At 41.2% G+C, this 19,348-nt stretch carries 18 protein-coding genes and 1 tRNA gene; 11 read left to right on the plus strand and 8 right to left on the minus strand.

The annotated features are described in order from the left end of the window. Positions 1-19: 19 nt before the first annotated feature. Both DDV96_RS10690 and DDV96_RS10695 read right to left on the minus strand, forming a co-directional pair. Entirely contained in the window at positions 20-1,393 is a 1,374-nt protein-coding gene (locus tag DDV96_RS10690; RefSeq protein WP_116694761.1) for a TolC family protein, read from the minus strand. Further along, entirely contained in the window at positions 1,390-1,998 is a 609-nt protein-coding gene (locus DDV96_RS10695) for a TetR/AcrR family transcriptional regulator (protein ID WP_116694762.1), read from the minus strand. Before DDV96_RS10695 ends, DDV96_RS10690 begins: the two co-directional genes overlap by 4 nt. 172 nt (positions 1,999-2,170) lie before the next feature. On the opposite strand from DDV96_RS10695, the gene DDV96_RS10700 reads away from it, so the two are divergent. Continuing rightward, positions 2,171-3,145: a polyprenyl synthetase family protein gene (locus DDV96_RS10700; RefSeq protein ID WP_116694763.1), complete on the plus strand. Its 975-nt coding sequence runs from the start codon at positions 2,171-2,173 to the stop codon at positions 3,143-3,145. Positions 3,146-3,148: 3 nt separating this feature from the next. Here the strand turns inward: DDV96_RS10700 and DDV96_RS10705 are convergent, their stop codons facing one another. Further along, positions 3,149-3,676 carry an alpha-ketoglutarate decarboxylase gene (locus DDV96_RS10705; protein WP_116694764.1) on the minus strand — a complete coding sequence of 176 codons (528 nt, stop codon included), beginning with the start codon at positions 3,674-3,676 and terminating at the stop codon, positions 3,149-3,151. Positions 3,677-3,789: 113 nt separating this feature from the next. Between DDV96_RS10705 and DDV96_RS10710 the strand changes: the two genes are divergently transcribed. Together DDV96_RS10710 and odhB are read left to right on the plus strand one after the other, a co-directional pair. Continuing rightward, positions 3,790-6,588 (plus strand): 2-oxoglutarate dehydrogenase E1 component, encoded by a 2,799-nt coding sequence (locus DDV96_RS10710; protein WP_116694765.1) that lies wholly within the window; start codon positions 3,790-3,792, stop codon positions 6,586-6,588. A gap of 37 nt (positions 6,589-6,625) precedes the next feature. Further along, entirely contained in the window at positions 6,626-7,930 is a 1,305-nt protein-coding gene (odhB, locus tag DDV96_RS10715; RefSeq protein ID WP_116694766.1) for a 2-oxoglutarate dehydrogenase complex dihydrolipoyllysine-residue succinyltransferase, read from the plus strand. A 287-nt stretch (positions 7,931-8,217) separates the two neighbouring features. On the opposite strand, the gene DDV96_RS10725 is transcribed toward odhB, so the two are convergent. The 3 genes from DDV96_RS10725 to DDV96_RS10735 all read right to left on the minus strand — a co-directional run bounded on the left by DDV96_RS10725 (position 8,218) and on the right by DDV96_RS10735 (position 11,375). Next, positions 8,218-8,850 (minus strand): response regulator, encoded by a 633-nt coding sequence (locus DDV96_RS10725; RefSeq protein WP_116694768.1) that lies wholly within the window; start codon positions 8,848-8,850, stop codon positions 8,218-8,220. Next, the gene (locus DDV96_RS10730) at positions 8,847-10,817 is read right to left on the minus strand and encodes a tetratricopeptide repeat-containing sensor histidine kinase (protein WP_206074021.1); all 1,971 of its coding nucleotides are present in this window, start codon (positions 10,815-10,817) and stop codon (positions 8,847-8,849) included. Before DDV96_RS10730 ends, DDV96_RS10725 begins: the two co-directional genes overlap by 4 nt. 123 nt (positions 10,818-10,940) lie before the next feature. Next, entirely contained in the window at positions 10,941-11,375 is a 435-nt protein-coding gene (locus DDV96_RS10735; protein WP_116694770.1) for a retropepsin-like aspartic protease family protein, read from the minus strand. A 49-nt stretch (positions 11,376-11,424) separates the two neighbouring features. Here DDV96_RS10735 and DDV96_RS10740 point away from each other — a divergent pair, with 49 nt between their 5' ends. The 8 genes from DDV96_RS10740 (at position 11,425) to DDV96_RS10775 (ending at position 16,999) form a co-directional block, all read left to right on the plus strand. Continuing rightward, positions 11,425-12,189: a TatD family hydrolase gene (locus DDV96_RS10740; protein WP_116694771.1), complete on the plus strand. Its 765-nt coding sequence runs from the start codon at positions 11,425-11,427 to the stop codon at positions 12,187-12,189. A gap of 9 nt (positions 12,190-12,198) precedes the next feature. Then, the gene (locus DDV96_RS10745; protein ID WP_116694772.1) at positions 12,199-13,227 is read left to right on the plus strand and encodes an asparaginase; all 1,029 of its coding nucleotides are present in this window, start codon (positions 12,199-12,201) and stop codon (positions 13,225-13,227) included. Between the two features lie 143 nt (positions 13,228-13,370). Next, a tRNA-Ser gene (locus tag DDV96_RS10750) sits at positions 13,371-13,458 on the plus strand. A gap of 375 nt (positions 13,459-13,833) precedes the next feature. Beyond that, positions 13,834-14,640 (plus strand): MotA/TolQ/ExbB proton channel family protein, encoded by an 807-nt coding sequence (locus DDV96_RS10755; protein ID WP_116694773.1) that lies wholly within the window; start codon positions 13,834-13,836, stop codon positions 14,638-14,640. 18 nt (positions 14,641-14,658) lie between these two features. After that, positions 14,659-15,087: a hypothetical protein gene (locus DDV96_RS10760; RefSeq protein WP_116694774.1), complete on the plus strand. Its 429-nt coding sequence runs from the start codon at positions 14,659-14,661 to the stop codon at positions 15,085-15,087. 4 nt (positions 15,088-15,091) lie between these two features. Then, a complete protein-coding gene (locus DDV96_RS10765) occupies positions 15,092-15,712 on the plus strand; it encodes an ExbD/TolR family protein (RefSeq protein WP_116694775.1) in 621 nt (206 codons plus the stop codon). Between the two features lie 13 nt (positions 15,713-15,725). Continuing rightward, on the plus strand, positions 15,726-16,199 hold the full coding sequence (locus DDV96_RS10770; RefSeq protein WP_116694776.1) for an ExbD/TolR family protein: 474 nt from the start codon (positions 15,726-15,728) through the stop codon (positions 16,197-16,199). 113 nt (positions 16,200-16,312) lie between these two features. Then, positions 16,313-16,999, plus strand: coding sequence for a porin family protein (locus tag DDV96_RS10775; RefSeq protein WP_116694846.1), 687 nt, complete (start codon positions 16,313-16,315; stop codon positions 16,997-16,999). On the opposite strand, the gene DDV96_RS10780 is transcribed toward DDV96_RS10775, so the two are convergent. Both DDV96_RS10780 and rpoN read right to left on the minus strand, forming a co-directional pair. Beyond that, positions 16,994-17,599: a hypothetical protein gene (locus tag DDV96_RS10780; protein WP_116694777.1), complete on the minus strand. Its 606-nt coding sequence runs from the start codon at positions 17,597-17,599 to the stop codon at positions 16,994-16,996. The genes DDV96_RS10775 and DDV96_RS10780 overlap by 6 nt on opposite strands. Beyond that, positions 17,599-19,062 (minus strand): RNA polymerase factor sigma-54, encoded by a 1,464-nt coding sequence (gene rpoN / locus DDV96_RS10785; RefSeq protein ID WP_116694778.1) that lies wholly within the window; start codon positions 19,060-19,062, stop codon positions 17,599-17,601. Before rpoN ends, DDV96_RS10780 begins: the two co-directional genes overlap by 1 nt. Positions 19,063-19,348 lie beyond the last annotated feature (286 nt).

A 19,348-nucleotide genomic window follows, 5' to 3' on the forward strand; every position in this document is an offset into this window, starting at 1 on the left:
TTGCTGTTGTGTTGATTTTTTAGTTGTCTTTGGTTTCGGGGTATTTTGTAGTGTCCAATAGTGTTTCGAGCTCAGCTTTGGCGTTAATAACGTCGAGCATGGCTTGCAGGTAATCCTGCTGTGCACTGAAAAGTTGTTGTTGGGCCTCGCTTAGCTCAAAACTGGTGGCAATCCCTTCAAAAAACTTGATGCTGTTTTTCTTTTCAATACGTTCGGCCAGTTCTAAGTTGCGTTGTTTGTTTTCGTAATTCTCTAAGGCAAATTGGTACTCGTTGCGGGCGTTTGCCATTTCAAGTTTTACTTGGTTGCGGGTTTGTTCCAGTTCTAATTTTGATTGTTCTAAGGCCAGTTGTTTTTGGGCCGTTTTGGCACTTCGCATTCCACTGCTGAAAATAGGGATGCTTAAATTCACCCCCAAAACCGATTGTGTAAAATAGTTTTGGTCGCTATTAAAAAAGGTGAATTCATCACTGTAACCGGCAACACCATAATTAACAAAAGCCGAAAGGGTAGGTAGGGCTTTGCTTTTTTCAAGTTTTACCTGAACTTCCGAAAGGTTTTTTTGGTCTTCTGCAATGCGGTAATCAATATTTTCTTCCACATCTATTTCTTTTGAAAGGAGCAATAAGTTGAAATTTTCTTTGCTCAATTGGCTTAAATCGTCGGTAACCACAATGGTGTTATCTACTGGAATGCCCATGGTTACTTTCAACATGTCGTAGGCAATGGCTTGCATACGTATGGAGTTGTTGAGGTTTGCCTGTAAATTTAAAAGGGTGATTTCCAATTGTTCCACATCTTCTTCTTCGGCCAATCCATTCTCAAAGATTTTTCGGGTATCGTTGAGGTTTTTTTCAATGGTGGCGACGTTTTTCTTTAAAATAGCAACACTTTCGGTGGCCAATAGCACATTTCCGTAGGCATCGGTGATCGCTTTTTTAACTTCCAGATCGGTTTTTACCTTGGCGTTTTCAGAAATTTGCAACAGCGTCTTTGCAGATTGAATCCCTACAATATAAGAGCCGTCAAAGATCAGTTGGTTCCAAGTGCCGGTTGCATTTACACTATGTTGGGTGCCAAAGGTGACGGGCACAAAGGTTCCGGGTGCCCCTCCGGCAATTTCACTGGGAATCAAGGTTACCGGTTGCTTTAGATTGTTGTTGTAATTGGCATCACCGCTTATTTGGGGTAAGCCTTGGGCGATGATTTCCCATTTTTGCTTTAAGGCAATAGCAACGTCTTTTTGGGCAATACGTGAATTGTAACCATTGTCTAATCCGTATTGAATGGCTTCAGCCAACGAAAAAGCGCGTTTTTCAACTTGGGTAGAATCTTGTGCCTGTAACGCCACCGTAAAGAGGGAAAAAACAATTAAAAAAACGGGTGTCTTCATTGATGTATGTTCTCGGTTATAAATTTATTGAGTGTCTGCAATCCTTTTGAGGTTACAATGCCCCGTAGGTGATACTCCAAGTAGTCTTCCATTAATTGTGTTTTTGAAAACTGCGGAACGGGGAAAATGGTTTCATCATTGATGCCTTCTATTCCCAAAAAATACAGCTTTGAAATAAAGTCCACGTCAATGTTTTTTCGGTACACGCCTTTTTCAACGCCTCGTTTAAGGTTTTCCACGGTGCAGCACGCCATTTTTTCGTACTTTTTTGTGTTTAAAAGCCGGTGTATTTCAGGATAGTATTTTTGAAGCTGAAATTGCGGCGATGCTTTTTGGTTTTTAAGTTGCAGCATCACAAATTTCTTGATTTCATAGATTTCTTCAATAGGATCTTTTTTTTGTGCCAAAATGGTGTCGATACCGCAACTGATTTCCGAAAAAACAAGCAGGGCCGTTTCTTTTATGAGTTCGGTTTTGTTTTTGAAATGGGTATAGATGGTTTTTTTTGAAATGCCCAATTCTTGTGAAATATCGTCCATCGTGACGCTTTTAAACCCGAGCGACAGGAACATTTCAGCAGCTTTTATGGTAATTTTGTCTTTCATAAGAAATTGCAAAGGTAGGGAAAGGAAACTTTAAGTACAAAAATAGTTTCCAAAGTTTCACGGATCTTTAACATTTCAAAACCATAAAAAAAGGGTGCGCTTTATTTTTTTAAGGATTTAAGGCAACGGTTTATTTGGCAACTTGTATTTTAGCGGGAAATTTTCAACATCAATGGAATTACTCAAAAAATACAATCTTGCGCTTTCTGAAGAACTGAACAACACCCTACAAATAAAGGAACCTGAGCAGTTGTACGAGCCCATACAATACATTGTGAATATTGGCGGGAAACGCCTGCGCCCAATCCTTACCTTGTTAACTTGCGATTTTTTTGATGTTGATTTTAAAAAAGCGATGCCGGCGGCCTTGGCTGTCGAGCTGTTCCATAATTTTTCGTTGATTCATGACGATATTATGGACAATGCCCCATTGCGCCGCGGCAAGGAGACCGTTCATGAAAAGTGGGACATCAATACCGGCATACTCTCGGGCGATGCCATGTTGATATTGGCGTACCAATTGTTTGAGCAATACGAAGCGCCTCTTTTTAGGGAACTGGCAAAGCTTTTCAGCAAAACCGCCATGGAAGTGTGCGAAGGGCAGCAGTACGACGTCGATTTTGAAGACCGTGACAATGTGACCATAGCAGAGTACATTAAAATGATCGATTATAAAACGGCCGTTTTATTGGGTGCCGCCATGAAAATGGGTGCTATTGTGGCGGGAGCGTCAGAAAGCTGTAAAGAAAATATGTATAGATTTGGCAGGAATTTGGGGATTGCGTTTCAGTTACAGGACGATTACTTGGATGTTTTCGGTGATCCGGAATCCTTCGGAAAACAAGTGGGGGGCGATATTATTGAGAACAAAAAGACGTTTTTGTATCTAACGGCGTTAAATGAAAGTGAAGCATTACAGGCAGAAGAGCTGGAGCACTTATATACGATTAACCCTAAAGACCCTTCCGATAAAATTAAAGCGGTAACCCGTATCTTCAATGAGTCTGGTGCTGCGGAAAAAACGCAGGCAGAAATTTCAAAATACACAAAAAAAGCAAATGAAGTTTTGGGCCGGGTTGATATTTCAGAAGAAAAAAGAACAGCCCTTCGTGAATTTGGCGAATGGTTAATGAAACGAACGTTTTAGCGCTTAAAAATATACCCGCACAAAAGGTGACCAAGGGCTGGTGTAAATGTCTTCGCCGTCTTTGTACAGCACATTGTAGCGCACACCTATGGTAACGTTTTGCGTACGATAGCCTGCCCCGGCAAACAAAGCCGTGTTCCAAAAGTTGGCTTCCAGGTTGCCGCCGTCCAGTTCAAGGGTTTGGTTTACCCGAAGCTGCTCTAGTTCGGCCGAAAGTTGAAGTTCCCGTATGGGATTAAACAGGGTGAGTAAGCTGGCACCATATAAGGTCGTGTTGAAATTTTCGCCAGACTGGTAGCTGAACTGTAGGGCAGGCCCCACACTAAAATATGGGTTTACATCGTAAATGGCACTGGGTGAGATGCTTCCGCTAAAATAGCCGTTTCCAAAACCAATGCCTAGCCCCCCGCCAAAACGAACGTTGTCCCAAAAGTCATTTTTATGTTGGGCAGGAACACCAATTTGCGCAAACATACCAGTAAAACAAAACAATAGCATCATGCCGAGCAGAATAAAGCGAAGAGGTTTCATTGGGAAATATTTAAGAGTTACAGCGCCATAAATATACACATAACCATCGCCTATTTATTGTATTTATTGTATTTTTGTACTGTTTTACAATATGAAACCTTTGTATCCCAATTATGGATAAATATTCTTTTCTCAATGCGGTACATCCTTCGTACATCGCAGAACTTTACGACAAATATTTGCAATACCCAGATAGCGTAGAACCTAGCTGGCGTGCTTTTTTTCAAGGTTTTGACTTTGGAAACGAGTCTGGATCGCCCGAGGCATTGGGCATGGAGCCTCAAGCAGGCAAAACCATAAGCGATGCTGGCAAAACAGGTATTGAGGCGGAATACCCAGAGTATTGCGTGAATGTTGTAAAGGAGTTTCAAGTCATTAAATTAATCGATGCCTACCGCTCTCGAGGGCATTTGTTCACCAAGACCAACCCCGTTCGGGAACGGAGAAGATATACCCCAACGCTAGACTTTGAAAATTTCGGGTTGTCCAAAGATGATCTGCAAACTACTTTTAAGGCGGGGGAAACATTAGGCATTGGCGAAGCGACTCTTGAAAAAATAATTGATCATCTCAATAACATCTATTGCGACTCCATTGGGATTGAATATATGCACATTCGCAAGCCTGAGGAGACAAAATGGATTGAAGATAAGCTGAACATCAATGAAAACCAGCCTAACTTTTCAGAAGAAAAGAAAAAGCATATCCTTAAAAAACTAAACGAGGCCGTAGCTTTTGAAAGTTTTCTCCATACTAAATACGTAGGGCAAAAACGATTTTCGCTTGAAGGGGGGGAGAGCTTGATCCCCGGGCTTGATGCATTGATAGAACACGCAGCCGAAAACGGTATTGAAGAATTTGTAATGGGAATGGCGCACCGTGGCCGTTTAAGCACCTTGACCAATATTTTTGGAAAGAGCGCGAAAGATATTTTTAGCGAATTCGACGGAAAAGATTACGAGCAGGTGGTGTTCGATGGCGATGTAAAATACCATTTAGGATGGACTTCCAAGCGAAAAACCGACAATGGTAAGGAAATCAACTTGAACATAGCGCCAAACCCCTCTCACCTTGAGGCTGTTGGGGCAGTAGTACAAGGTATTGCCCGGGCAAAACAGGATGACCATCATAAGCATCACCCTGAAAAAGTACTTCCCATAGTCGTGCATGGAGATGCGGCGATTGCTGGACAGGGCATTGTGTATGAGATCGTGCAAATGTCTCAACTGGACGGGTACAAAACCGGTGGCACCATCCACATTGTCGTGAATAACCAAGTAGGTTTTACTACCAATTATTTAGATGGTCGCTCCTCTACGTATTGTACCGATGTGGGTAAGGTTACCCTTTCGCCCATATTACATGTGAATGCAGACGACGTAGAAGCCGTGGTGCATGCCATGTTGTTTGCGTTGGATTATAGGCTGAAGTTTGGGCACGATGTGTTCATCGATTTGTTGGGATACCGGAAATATGGGCATAATGAAGGCGATGAGCCCAAGTTTACCCAACCAACCTTGTACAAGGCGATTTCAAAACATAAAAATCCGCGCGAGATATATTCTGAAAAACTAATTAAAGAAGGGGTGATCGATGAAGATTACACCAAGAAAATAGAAGAAGATTATAAAAACGTGTTGGAGGAGAACCTTGAAGATTCCCGTAAGCAAGAAAAAACGGAAATCAGTGCCATTATGCAAGAAGAATGGGAAGGGTTTGATTATGCCGAAGAAGACAAGATGATGGAGGCGGTGGATACCACTTTCGATCTTGAAAAATTGGGTGAAATTGCTAAAGTGATCACAAAACTTCCCGATGACAAGAAGTTTTTGCGCAAAGTGACCAAGCTCATTAAAGCGCGCAACAAGATGTATTTTGAAGATAACAAGCTGGACTGGGCCATGGGCGAATTGTTGGCTTATGGCACTTTGCTTTCTGAAGGACATGATGTGCGCATTACCGGCCAAGACGTGGAGAGAGGAACCTTTTCCCACAGGCATGCCGTAATAAAAACCGAGGAGAACGAAGAAGAAGTGGTGCTGCTCAACGAATTGAGCGAAGACCAAGCTTATTTCTATATTTACAACTCCCTGCTGTCTGAATACGGCGTGGTAGGGTTCGATTATGGATATGCGATGGCCAGCCCCGTGACGCTGTGCATTTGGGAAGCACAATTTGGCGATTTCAGTAACGGGGCGCAAATTATGATCGATCAGTACATTTCTTCGGCAGAAGATAAATGGAAGCTGCAAAACGGTCTGGTAATGTTGCTTCCGCATGGTTACGAAGGCCAAGGAGCAGAGCATTCATCGGCGAGAATGGAGCGCTATTTACAACTATGTGCCAAAGACAATATGTTTGTAGCAGATTGTACTACCCCGGCCAACTTTTACCATTTGCTTAGAAGACAAATGAAGGTGGATTACCGCAAGCCATTGATCGTGTTTACGCCTAAAAGCCTGTTACGTCATTCCAAAGTGGTTTCGACCAAAGAAGAACTGGCCAACGGCTCCTTCCAGATGGTTATAGACGATCCAGACGCCAAAGTTTCAAAAGTAAAAACACTGGTATTTGTTACTGGTAAATTTTATTACGATCTTTTGGAGGTAAAAGAAGACGAAGAGCGGGACGATGTTGCTTTGGTTAGAATTGAGCAACTGTTCCCATTGCCGACCGAGCAGATGAAAAAGATCATGAAAAAATATAAAAACGCCAAGGATGTGGTTTGGGCCCAAGAAGAACCAAAAAACATGGGCGCCTATTCCCATATTTTGATGCATTTTGAAGAGGCCCGCGATTTCAGGGTGTGCAGCAGAAAAATGTACGCCGCTCCTGCCTCAGGTAGCAGTGTGCGTTCAAAACAGCGGCATAAGAGAGTGATAGAGAGCGTTTTTAAAACCGAAGAACACTAAAATAGAACAATATCCTTAACAGGTAAAATAAATTACTATGGCATTAGAAATGAAAGTTCCCTCACCGGGAGAATCCATTACCGAAGTAGAAATAGCACAATGGTTGGTTGAAGATGGCGACTATGTAGAAAAAGACCAAGCCATTGCCGAAATTGACAGCGATAAAGCAACCTTAGAACTTCCTGCCGAAGCAAGCGGCGTCATTACCCGTAAAGCCGAAGAAGGCGACGTGGTTGAAGTGGGAGAGGTGGTTTGTTTAATCGATACCGAAGCTGAAAAGCCAGGCGACTCAAGCGATGATGCTGATAAAAAAGAAGACTCAGAAAAAGAAAAGGAGAGTTCTTCTAAAGATGACGCTAAGGAAAAAGAAGGAAAAGAGGAAAAAGACAGCGATAAGGCTGAAGCCAAAAAGGAAACACCGTCAAAGCCTTCCACGCCATCGCAAGAACAAGACAAAAAAACGTATGCCACGGGAAGTCCTTCGCCTTCTGCCAAGAAAATTTTAGATGAAAAAGACATCGATCCTAAAGATGTTAAAGGGTCTGGGCGCGATGGCCGTATTACCAAAGAAGATGCCCAAAAAGCACAGCCATCTATGGGGACCCCTGGGAAAGGAAACAGGGGCACGGAGCGCAAAAAACTTTCCATGCTAAGAAGAAGGGTTGCAGAGCGTTTGGTATCGGCAAAAAATGAAACTGCCATGTTGACCACCTTTAACGAAGTCGATATGAGCCCCATTTTTGAATTGCGCAAAAAACACAAAGAAAATTTTAAAGAAAAACACGGTGTAAGTTTAGGCTTTATGTCTTTCTTCACTATGGCAGTGGTAAGGGCCTTGGATATGTATCCCGACGTCAACTCCATGATCGATGGCGACTACCAGATAAAATACGACAACAAAGATATTTCCATAGCGGTTTCTGGCCCCAAAGGTTTGATGGTGCCCGTAATACGCAATGCCGAAGATTTAAGTTTTAGGGGTATTGAAGAAGAAGTGAAACGTTTGGCGCTTAGAGCCAGGGATGGAAAGATTACTGTCGATGAAATGACGGGCGGTACCTTTACTATTTCCAACGGCGGTGTTTTTGGCAGTATGCTCTCTACACCAATTATCAATCCACCACAATCTGCCATTTTAGGAATGCACAATATTGTTGAACGCCCTATTGCAAAAGACGGAGCCATAGCCGTTGCACCTATTATGTACGTAGCGCTTTCTTACGACCACAGAATCATCGACGGAAAAGAATCGGTAGGGTTCTTGGTGGCCATTAAAGAAGCCTTGGAAAGCCCAGAAGAATTGTTGATGGACAACGATGTTAAAAAAGCATTGGAGCTATAAAAACCACAAGCTTTATAACTAAAAACACCCGGCCAAAGCCGGGTGTTTTTTTAATTAGTTAGTTGAAATATTAACATAAAAATTAAGAAACAAAATAATTAACAATATTCAGCAACACAATGGAAATTACTATGATGACCAAAAGAATAAATATTCTTTTTTTATTTTTTTCACGTCTTTCGTCGTCATCTTTATACACAATGTTAATATTCAGTATGTAAATGTCAGAAAATAAACACAGAAAAGAAATACGTGGATACACGTAAATATAGTCGTAAAAGTGTTTTCTAAAACATTTTGTCGTGGTTTTCTTTGGCCCAAATAAGCAAACTGTTTGTTTTTGGTTTTAAATTGAGCTTGGAAATTATGTTGCTACGGTGCTTTTCAACGGTACGGTGGGAGATAAAAAGAAGAGAGGCTATTTCTTTATTGGTTTTGTCTTCTGCAATCAATTTCAATATCTTTTTTTCTGAAGGCGTAAGTTCGTTCAGCCTGGAATCGGTAAATAAGGTTCCATCTAACAGTTCCTTTATTTTAGGGCTAAAGTATTTTTCGCCATTTGTAACGGTATTGATGCAGTTTTCTATTTCCTCTAAGGCAAATTCTTTCAACACATATCCAAAAATATTCAACTCTTGTGCCTTAAGGTAAAGTTCTTTTTCTTTGTGCAGGGTAATGAGCACAATTTTAGTGTCAATGTTGTTCTCCTTGCATTTATTTGCAATCTCGATCCCGGACATATAGGGCATTTGTATGTCTAAAATGGCAATGCTGGGCTTTTCTTTGGCAATTAAATTATAGGCATCCATTCCATTGTGGGCACTGCCAATGATATTGTATTCCTTTTCCAGTAAAAAATCGTTCAACCCTTTTAGTAAAAGAGGGTGGTCGTCTGCTGTAATTATGGTTTGTATTTTCATGTTACCGGAAATTGAAATATGATTATCGTGCCATTGTTTTTAACCGATTTTACCTTCATTTGGCCATTTAAAAAACGGGTACGCTCCAATAAGGTCTTTAGCCCAAGGGATTTTACATTTTGATATTTTTCGGGAAAATCAAACCCTATGCCGTTGTCTTTTATTGAAATAATCACGTTGCCCGTGAGTTTCTTGACCATCACCTTACAGGCTTCAGCTTTGGCATGTTTTAAAATATTATTGAGCGTTTCTTGTACAATCCTGTAAATGTTCACTTCTTGCTCTTTGGTGAACAAGTTATCAATATTTTCTATTTCAGAAGAAATAAAAAGCGTGGTGTTTTCATCTATTTGGTTTAAGGTGTATTCTATCGCTTTGGTGATCCCCATTTCCTGAAGTTGGAACGGGTGCAAGTCCCTTGAGATGGAGCGTACTTCGTCAATGGCTTCATCTACCATTTTTTTGGTATCGGTATCGCCGTTGGCAATGATTTTGTTTTTTATGAGCAATAGCCGCTGCCCAAGACCATCGTGGATGTCCTTGGAAATGCGCTTGCGTTCCAGCTCTTGCGAAACCAACAGTTTTTGGCTGAACTTTTCCTGCAGCTCTTTGTTGTTTTTAAGGTACCGTTGGTTTCGGTACAGTAAGATGAGCCCAAACAAAAGCACCAAGGCCAAACTGGAAAAGAACACGATTTTTTTGAAGTTATCACTGTCCTTTTCCAGCAATTGGATGTTGGTGTTTTTTTCTACCAGTTCTTTTTCTTTTTTTTCGGTTTCGTACAGGGTTTGGTAATAGGCCAAGAATTGCGCAGTGCCTTTGTTGTAGAGCGAATCCCGTATGTTGAGGTAGGCGTTTTTGTTTTCCAGGCTTTTTTTGAACTGCCCCATTTCAGAATAAATATTTGAAAGCAATAAATGGGAATGGAGGATATCATCTTCGTGGCCAACAGCCTTGGCGTTTTTCAATTGGTTTTTCGCATACTGCAACGCTTCGTTTTCTAGGCCCATAGCGTGATAATACCTGGCTTTTGCTCCATTATAGCTTATATTGGCCAAACGATCATCTTTTGCCTTTCCTATCCATTGGTCCAAGATATTGATGTAGTCGCGGGCGGTTAACATCTGGTTGCTGTTTATGTAGTATTCAGCAAGTTTGGCATTTACATCAATGCGGCTGCTGTAATTTTTCTGTTCTGTATCCGTAATATCGAGCAGCGAATCGGCTTTTAAAAGGTAATCTAGCTCTAATTTTTTGTTACCTGTTTTATTGAAATCGATGGCCTGGTTGTAGTATTCGGTTATCAGGTACTGTTTGTTCTCCAACCCTTTGAGGGTTTCAATAAGGTCTTCCCGTTCTTTTTCTGCTTTGTCGTAAAAACCATTCATGCTGAACATGGTGATCATCCCTTGGCGGGCATGTAACATATATTCGTAGGCCTGCCGTTTTTCGTATAATTGGTAGGCCTTTTCGTAATACTCGCTCGCAGCGACAAACCTACCTATGTTAGAATACGCCTGACCGCTAAAAAGATAGGCATCGGCGATATAAATGGAATCGTCTTTAGAGAAATTTTTGATCGCCGTTTCGTAATCCTGGATGGCATCTTTCACATTCAGTTTTAGGTTGGCCTTTCCTCTTTTAAGGTAGAGCCCGCCCAATAAAAAACTGTCTTTTATTTTATACTTATGTGCCAATACACCATCGATGACGGTTACGGCCTTACGGGGTTCGTTTTTGTAGTTTGAAAGCACCCGTTGCAGGTTCATGGCCTTTTTAGCCGCCAATGCAATGCTGTCCACTTTTTTTGCCAATTCAATATATTGGGTGCTGTAGGTTATAAAAGTTTCGTTGTCAACTCCATAGCTTTTTGAAAGTACCGAATCGATCGCTGTCAGTTTTTCGTGGATGTTGGAGGCCGTTCGGGCTTTGTTTTTGTAAAACGAAATATCTTGACCATGGCCCATAAGCGGCCATAGCAAAAAAAGGGCTAAAAATACTGTAAGCTTTTTAAGCATAGTTGCCAATACATTATGGGGAGGCCTTAAAAATACTAAAAATTAATCAGTGGCACGAAGCCGGGTAGCAACTTATTTTAGGTAGAGGCAATTTCTACCATAATCGATGACTGCACGAAATTGTTTTAAAAAATCGGCCCCGATTATGCCGTTTATCGAATCTTCTTCGGCTTGTTGCAGACCTTGGTTTACGTGGGAAAGGTCAAAAACCACAAAATCCATGGTGTTTGAGCTCCAGCTGCCTATGATTACCTTGTTTTTTCGGGCCATACGAGTTTCCATGTTTATGGCGCCGGCACCGGCAGCTTTAATTTCGCTGTCCTCGGTTTCCATTGAAAAAAGCGATATCTCGTCATAACCAATGCAACTGGTCGAGGCGCCAGTGTCTAAAATAAACAGCCCGGGAACCCCGTTTACCGTGGCCGATAATTTATAGTGGCCTGTTACCAGTTTTTTTAAGGGGATTCTGTGGAATTTTTTTTCTTCAAGGAAGGTACGTAACTGCATCTTATGTTTTTTGTAAAGATAGCCAACAAATTTAAGTAGCTTTGCGAATATGTTGACAGATACACACACCCATTTATATAGTGATGCTTTTAACGAAGACAGGCCACAAGTTCTACAACGGGCTATCGATGCCGGGGTAAAGCGGTTTTTTATACCTGCCATAGATTCAGGGCACACCCAAGAAATGTACGAGCTGGAACTAAACTACCCCCAACACGTATTTTTGATGATGGGGCTGCACCCAACTTCGGTAAAAGAAAACTATCTTGAGGAACTGGCCCACGTGGAACAGCAATTTAAAGACCGAAGTTTCTACGCTGTGGGCGAAATAGGGATCGATCTCTACTGGGACACTTCCACCTTGGCCATACAGCAAGATGCGTTTAAAAAGCAAATACAGTTGGCTAAAAAACACAAATTGCCTATCGTTATTCATTGCCGAGATGCGTTTGATGAGGTGTTTGAGGTTTTGGAAAGTGAAAAAGATGAGGAACTCTTCGGGATTTTCCATTGCTTTACCGGTACAAAATCACAGGCAGAACAAGCCTTATCCTATAATATGAAACTGGGCATCGGCGGCGTGGTAACCTTTAAAAACGGTAAAATAGACCAGTTTTTAAGTGAAATCAGTTTGAAACATATCGTTTTGGAAACCGATTCCCCTTATTTATCGCCCGTACCGTATCGCGGTAAGCGAAATGAAAGCAGTTATTTACAATTTGTTTGTAAGAAAGTGGCACAATTATATAACATTTCAGAAGAGGAGGTGGCAAAGGTGACCACCCAAAACTCAAAAGAACTATTCGGCATATAAACCACGACCATGCACACAAAACCCAACATACTTTTAATATATACCGGCGGGACCATTGGTATGATCAAGGATTTTGAAACCGGGGCTTTGCGCAATTTTGATTTCGATGACCTATTAAAGCACATCCCTGAGCTAAAACTGCTGGATTGCGAGATTAGCACCCGGAGTTTTGAAGAGCCAATAGACAGTTCAAATATGAGCGCTAAATACTGGACCATGATAGCAGGCATCATTGAAGAAAACTATGCCCATTTTGATGGTTTTGTGATCTTGCACGGCAGCGATACCATGTCTTATACCGCTTCGGCGTTGAGTTTTATGCTGGAAAATTTGGCAAAACCTGTTGTGTTCACGGGGTCGCAGTTGCCCATTGGTGATCTGCGTACCGATGCCAAAGAAAACCTTATTACCTCAATCCAGATTGCGGCACTGCAAGAAAAAGGCAAGCCCCAAATAGCCGAAGTTTGCCTGTATTTTGAATACAAGTTGTACAGGGCCAATCGCACCACCAAGATAAATGCAGAGCATTTTGAAGCTTTTGCCTCCTTAAACTACCCAGCACTGGTGGAAAGTGGCGTCCACCTTTTTATTAATCACGATGCCCTGTACAGGCCTAACCGAAGAAAAAAACTGAAAGTCCACAAGCGGATGGAGTCGAATATTGTGCTGTTGAAAATGTTTCCCGGTATCGATATTTCCACGGTAGAACATATCTTCGCCTATCCCGAAATGAAAGGGTTAGTGATTGAAACCTACGGAAGCGGAAACACGACCAACGAGGAATGGTTTTTAAAGCCCTTAAAAAAGGTAATAGCTAAGGGGATTCCCGTCATCAATGTAACCCAGTGCTCTGGTGGAAGTGTGGTCATGGGGCTTTACGAAACCAGTACGGCCTTAAAAAGAATGGGTGTGATATCGGGTAAAGACATTACTACTGAAGCCGCTTTGGCAAAATTAATGTATTTATTGGGGCAGAAAATATCCCCTAATAGCTTTAAAACCATTTTCGAAACATCGTTAAGGGGAGAGATGATGTAAAATTTTTCGCGAAAATATTTTATCAACCAATATATTTTTTGTTATTTGGCACTCCGTTTAAAAAACCTGCTTTTTTAATCAAAAAGTGAGGGTATATTTGAAATAATAGCGTTACTTACCTTATTTTTGAAAGGTAAAACAATAGAGAGGTGGCCGAGTGGTCGAAGGCGCACGCCTGGAAAGTGTGTATACGCCAAAAGCGTATCGAGGGTTCGAATCCCTTCCTCTCTGCGAACACAATTGGTGTGAGGGTGTAAGTATCGTAACCCACGCCAACAAAACCGTGGTTAAGCAAACGTACAAAGTGAAAAGTTGGCGCATTGTCGATAATTACCGTTAAAAGCCGTCAAAAACCATTGGTTTTATACAAGTTCTTGTTATTTTCGTTTTTTGAAAACTGAAAGTTAAGGCTGTACGTAATGAACCTGATGAAACAGCTTTATATGCCTTGAACAAGACAGTGTTGATTTATATTCTGGCAAAAAAACTTAATAAGCACTGAAATACAGTTGTTTATTGGTAATGCACAAATTTATTATTGCAGATTAACTAATTATTTTTATATCTTTAAACCTTTAACTAAACACAAACTTTAAGTCGATAGCAATGAAAAAATTATTTTCTATTATGGCAATTGCCGCAATGGTCTTTGCGGGAACATGTAACGTAAACGCAGCAACTGCTCAAACCGTACCGAGCAGTGCTCAAGCATTAACAACCGCAGCTACAGTGACCTTTGTACAAGACGAAGAGGCCGCAGCTGACACTGATGAACCGAGAGGCTTTCATCAAGAACTGAAGCAACGCTTTATTGAGGGTGGTCCTGCATTTATGGGGATCGTACTATTATGTCTTATCCTTGGTCTTGCAATTGCAATTGAAAGAATTATCTATTTAAATCTTTCCACCACCAATACACAAAAATTAGCTGCAAAGGTGGAAGATGCACTTAACAGCGGTGGCATTGAAGCGGCGAAAGAAGTGTGTAGAAATACCAAAGGGCCGGTAGCTTCTATTTACTACCAAGGTCTCGACCGTGCAGACGAAGGCGTTGATGCCGCAGAAAAAGCAGTAGTTGCTTACGGTGGTGTGCAAATGGGACAGCTGGAGAAAAATGTTTCTTGGGTGTCTTTATTTATCGCACTTGCTCCTATGCTTGGTTTCATGGGTACGGTAATCGGTATGATTGAAGCCTTCGATAAAATCCAAGCTGCTGGTGATATGAATCCATCTCTTGTTGCCGGTGGTATTAAGGTGGCATTGTTGACAACCGTATTTGGTTTGATCGTGGCGATTATCCTTCAAATTTTCTACAATTACATCATCGCTAAAATCGATAGTATCGTAAACAGTATGGAAGATGCTTCCATTACCTTGATCGATATGTTGGTAGATTACAAAAACAGAAAATAATACTAAAACCACCTTATAATGGCTTTACATAAAATTTTAAAAATTGTAGCAATAATCCTCAGTTTGGCAGGTATTGTGTTCCTTGGTATGATTTTATCAAAGGGCGACGATGTTGTAAAAGCAACTGGAGAAGGTGTTGACGGATATTTGTACATAGCATACATTACGCTCGCAATCGTACTATTATTTGTTATAATCTTTGTGCTGAAAGGGATTTTTGCCGGAAACATAAAACGAACCTTATTGTCAATCCTCGGTTTCCTCGTTGTGGTGGCTATAGGCTACGCCCTGGCCAGCGGCGTTGAAACCCCAATGCAGGATGGAAAGATGCTTTCAGAAAGTGGATCCCGTTGGGTTGGTACTGGATTGTATGTATTTTACATCTTGGCAATCTTAGCGATAGGTTCTATGGTATTCAGCGGAATTAAAAAAATGACAACACGATAATATTATGGCAAGAAGAGCAACACCCGAGGTTAACGCAGGGTCTATGGCAGACATCGCATTCCTGCTCCTTATATTTTTCCTGGTAACCACTACCATTGAAAAAGATAAGGGTATTGCGAGACAATTGCCCCCTGACGAAGAAATAGAAGACCCACCTGTTATTAAACAGAAAAACCTGTTCATTGTTAATGTGAATAAGGACGACCAATTACTGGTAGAAGATGAGCTCATGAACGTGAAAGACTTACGGGAAGCAGCGATTGAGTTTTTGGATAATGGTGGCGCGCCAAAAGGCAGCCCCGAATACTGCAACTACTGTAAAGGAGCTCGAGACCCAAAATCTTCAGATAATCCAGAAAAAGCGGTTATTTCGGTACAGAACGACCGTTTAACATCATACGAAATGTACATAACCGTACAAAACGAATTGGTGGCAGCTTATAATTTCTTACGTAACAGGGAGTCTCAGCGGCTGTTTGGATGGAAATTTACCGAGGTAAAACAGGCTATCGACGAAGGTAGTTTTACCGGTAATGAAGAAGATGCACAAGAAAAGCTGAAACGAATTCAAGAATTGTTTCCGCTAAAATTATCAGAAGCAGAACCTAAGAAGAGCGGACAATAAATAACAATCTATTATGTCAAAATTCAGAAAGAAAAAGGGTGGTGAAATACCAGCAGTAAATACAGCATCATTACCCGATATTGTATTTATGCTATTGTTCTTCTTTATGGTAGTAACCGTATTAAGGGATAACAATTTATTGGTACAGAACACATTGCCAAAAGCAGATCAATTAGAGAAGCTGAAAAAGGACCGTTCAGTATATATTTATGCCGGTAAGCCAAGTGCGCGCTACCAAGATAAATATGGAACTGAAGGGAAAATACAGATAGGCGATAAATTTACCGATATTTCCAATGTAAAATTTGCATTGACCGAAGCAAGGGAAAGATTGCGACCAGAATTGCAGGACAAAGTCATGGTGGCGCTTAAAGTGGATGAAGACACCAAAACCGGGCTTGTAACCGACATAAAACAGCAATTGCGGGATTTGAATATGTTGAAAATTATCTACATAACTTCTCCCGGAAACCCTATTGAACAATAAACAATGGGTTTAATAAAAATAGCAGCCTTGATCGTTTCGGTCAAGGCTTTTTTATTTCTATTTTTTAAAATTAGGCCTATCTTTAACAAATGATGGATTGCTCAAAAACCATAATGATATTAATTAGCCTTATTTGCGCTATACCTGCGATTTGCCAACAAACAGAAACGCATAGCGACACTTTGGTCGACACTAGGTATCGTGAAGATCAATTTTATATTGGGCTTAATTACAATATTATTTCCAGCGTGCCCAGAGGGGTTAACTCAAGGGGACTTTCAGGTGGGCTGCAACTTGGGTATTTCAGGGACATGCCCATCAACAAAAGGCGCAATGTGGCCATTGCTATTGGTGCCGGCTTGGCTTTTGATCAATTTGGCCAAAACCTTTTCATAGGGGAAAAGCTTGACCAAACCACCATATTCAAAGTGTTGAACGATGAGGTGACGTTTGATCAAAACCGTTTCAGCATGGCTGCTTTAGAAGTTCCGGTACAGTTCAGGTGGCGCACTTCAACTGCTGAGAGCTATAAATTTTGGCGTATCTATGCTGGATTTAAGATGGGCTATGTTTATTGGTACAAAGCAACTTTTAAGCAACCCAATAACAAAGTGGTGCAAACCGATATACCTGAATTCAACAATCTTCGTTTTTCGGCAAATCTGAGCTTTGGGTACAATACCTTTAATTTTTACGCATCATATAGCATCAACCCTTTTTTTACCGATGCCACTACCAACACTGGCCAAACCGTAGATTTTAAGGCTATTAAGTTAGGGCTGATCTTCTACATCCTATAACCAAAAGTTGACCATGATCAATTGCGGGATCAATCCTATGAACAAGCCTATAATGAGTTCAGCATAATTGTGGGAAGTGGTGTGCAAACGCGAAGAAGCCACCCACCCGTTGAAAAAGAAGAATGCACTTATCCAGGGTAGCACATTTACTTTAAAATGTATGCTCATTAAGAAGACAAAGGTGGTGATGCCCGCTATTCCTATTTGGTGCAGACTTACTTTAACCTTGAGCATAACCATCACCAAAGCGGAAATAGTAGAAAAGAGAATGCCTACAAAAAAATAATAGAGTTCTGGACTGTCGTAGGCATCGAACACCAGTTTAATGATTACCAACAGCAAAATGCATTGAATCATTAATGGGATTTTACGTTCTTTGGCGGTTTTTAAGTGCATGGAGTTGATGATTCCCAAATTCCGCAATAAGAAAAAGACAATAATAGGTACAAATAGCGTGATGATGGCCACGGCAAAGAGTTTGGAGCGCATCAAATCCAAATCAACATAGCGGGGCGTAAAAACAAAATATAGAATAGTGCCTAAAGTAGGCATCCATAATGGATGCAGCACATAAGCGCCAAGACGTAAAAAGCGATCCATTAAATTTCTTTTCGTAAACGAGCCACGGGAATATCCAGTTGTTCCCTGTATTTTGCAATGGTACGGCGCGCAATGGGGTAGCCTTTGTCTTTGAGTACTTTCGCTAGTTTATCGTCCGTTAGCGGCTTCTTTTTGTCCTCTTCCTGAACGGTAATTTCAAGGATTTTCTTTATCTCGCGGGTAGAAACGTCTTCCCCTTGGTCGTTTTTCATGGATTCGCTGAAAAATTCTTTTATCAAGAACGTTCCGTAAGGCGTATCCACGTATTTACTGTTGGCCACGCGGGAAACGGTTGATACGTCCATATCTATTTCATCGGCGATGTCTTTTAAAATCATAGGCCGCAACTTGCGTTCATCGCCCGTTAAAAAGTAATCTTTTTGGTAGTTCATAATGCTGCTCATAGTTACGAAAAGTGTTTGTTGCCGTTGTTTAATGGCTTCTATGAACCATTTGGCAGCATCCAGTTTCTGCTTGATGAACATCACGGCATCTTTCTGTTTTTTCGTTTTTTTCTTAGATTCCTTATACCCTTTCAGCATATTGGTATAATCACGGGATACGTGCAGTTCAGGAGCATTTCGGCCGTTTAAGGTAAGCTCTAGTTCCCCATCGCGTATTTTTATGGTAAAATCGGGGATTACGTGCTCCACAATTCGGGTGTTGCCCGCATAGCTACCGCCCGGTTTGGGGTTTAGGCTCTCGATTTCATGGATGGCATCACGTAGCTGGTCTTCGGAAATATCAAATTTTTGAAGGATTTTTTTGTAATGTTTCTTCGTGAACTGGTCAAATGCTTCATCCAGAATAGAGATGGCCAAAGCCACCGGTGGGGTTTCTTCCCGTCGTTTTAACTGAATCAATAAACACTCCTGCAAACTTCTTGCGGCGACACCGGCGGGATCTAAACCTTGCACAATGTTGAGCACTCTCTCTACTTTTTCTTCACTGGTATATACGTTTTGCGTAAAAGCTAGATCGTCCACAATATCGAGTATCTCTCGGCGAATGTAGCCGCTTTCATCAACGCTGCCCACCAAGAATTTGGCGATTTGCATTTCTTCTTCGTCCAAGCGGTAGGTGTTTAGTTGCTGCAATAAATATTGGTTGAACGACTTCCCCGAAGCATACGGTATCTGCTTGTCCTCATCGTCTGCGCTGTAATTGTTGGAGGAGAGTTTATAACTAGGCACTTCGTCATCACTTAAGTAATCGTCTACGTTTATTTCGGTTTCGATCACTTCGGTACCGTCGTCTTCGTATTCGTCTTCATACGTATCCGAAAATTCGTCCTCGTATTCCTCGCGTTCTTCTTTTCCGCCTTCAAGAGCTGGGTTTTCTTCCATTTCCTGTGATATACGCTGCTCAAAAGCCTGTGTGGGCAGTTGTATCAACTTCATCAACTGGATTTGTTGAGGCGATAACTTCTGGGATAGTTTAAACTTTAATTGTTGCTTTAACATAAATTATAATCTGACTTATAAAGTTAAAAAAATCCAGCTACAAAAACAGGATTGCGGCTGGATTTAATAAACTATTGGGAAATTTTGAGGTATGCTTGATGCTGGATGACAGTGATGACTGTTCCTGAAATTTTCGGCTCATTGATGAATAAGCTTAAAACGCAGAATATTTTTTGTAGAGACGAACGCTGTTATAAGTTATTATGACTTACCTTCTTTTATAGAATCAATGGATTGGGGATATTTTTTTTACTTTCACCCTTCACCCTTCACCGGTCACCGAACA

The sequence above is a fragment of the Marixanthomonas spongiae genome, assembly GCF_003095375.1.
Taxonomy (GTDB): domain Bacteria; phylum Bacteroidota; class Bacteroidia; order Flavobacteriales; family Flavobacteriaceae; genus Marixanthomonas; species Marixanthomonas spongiae.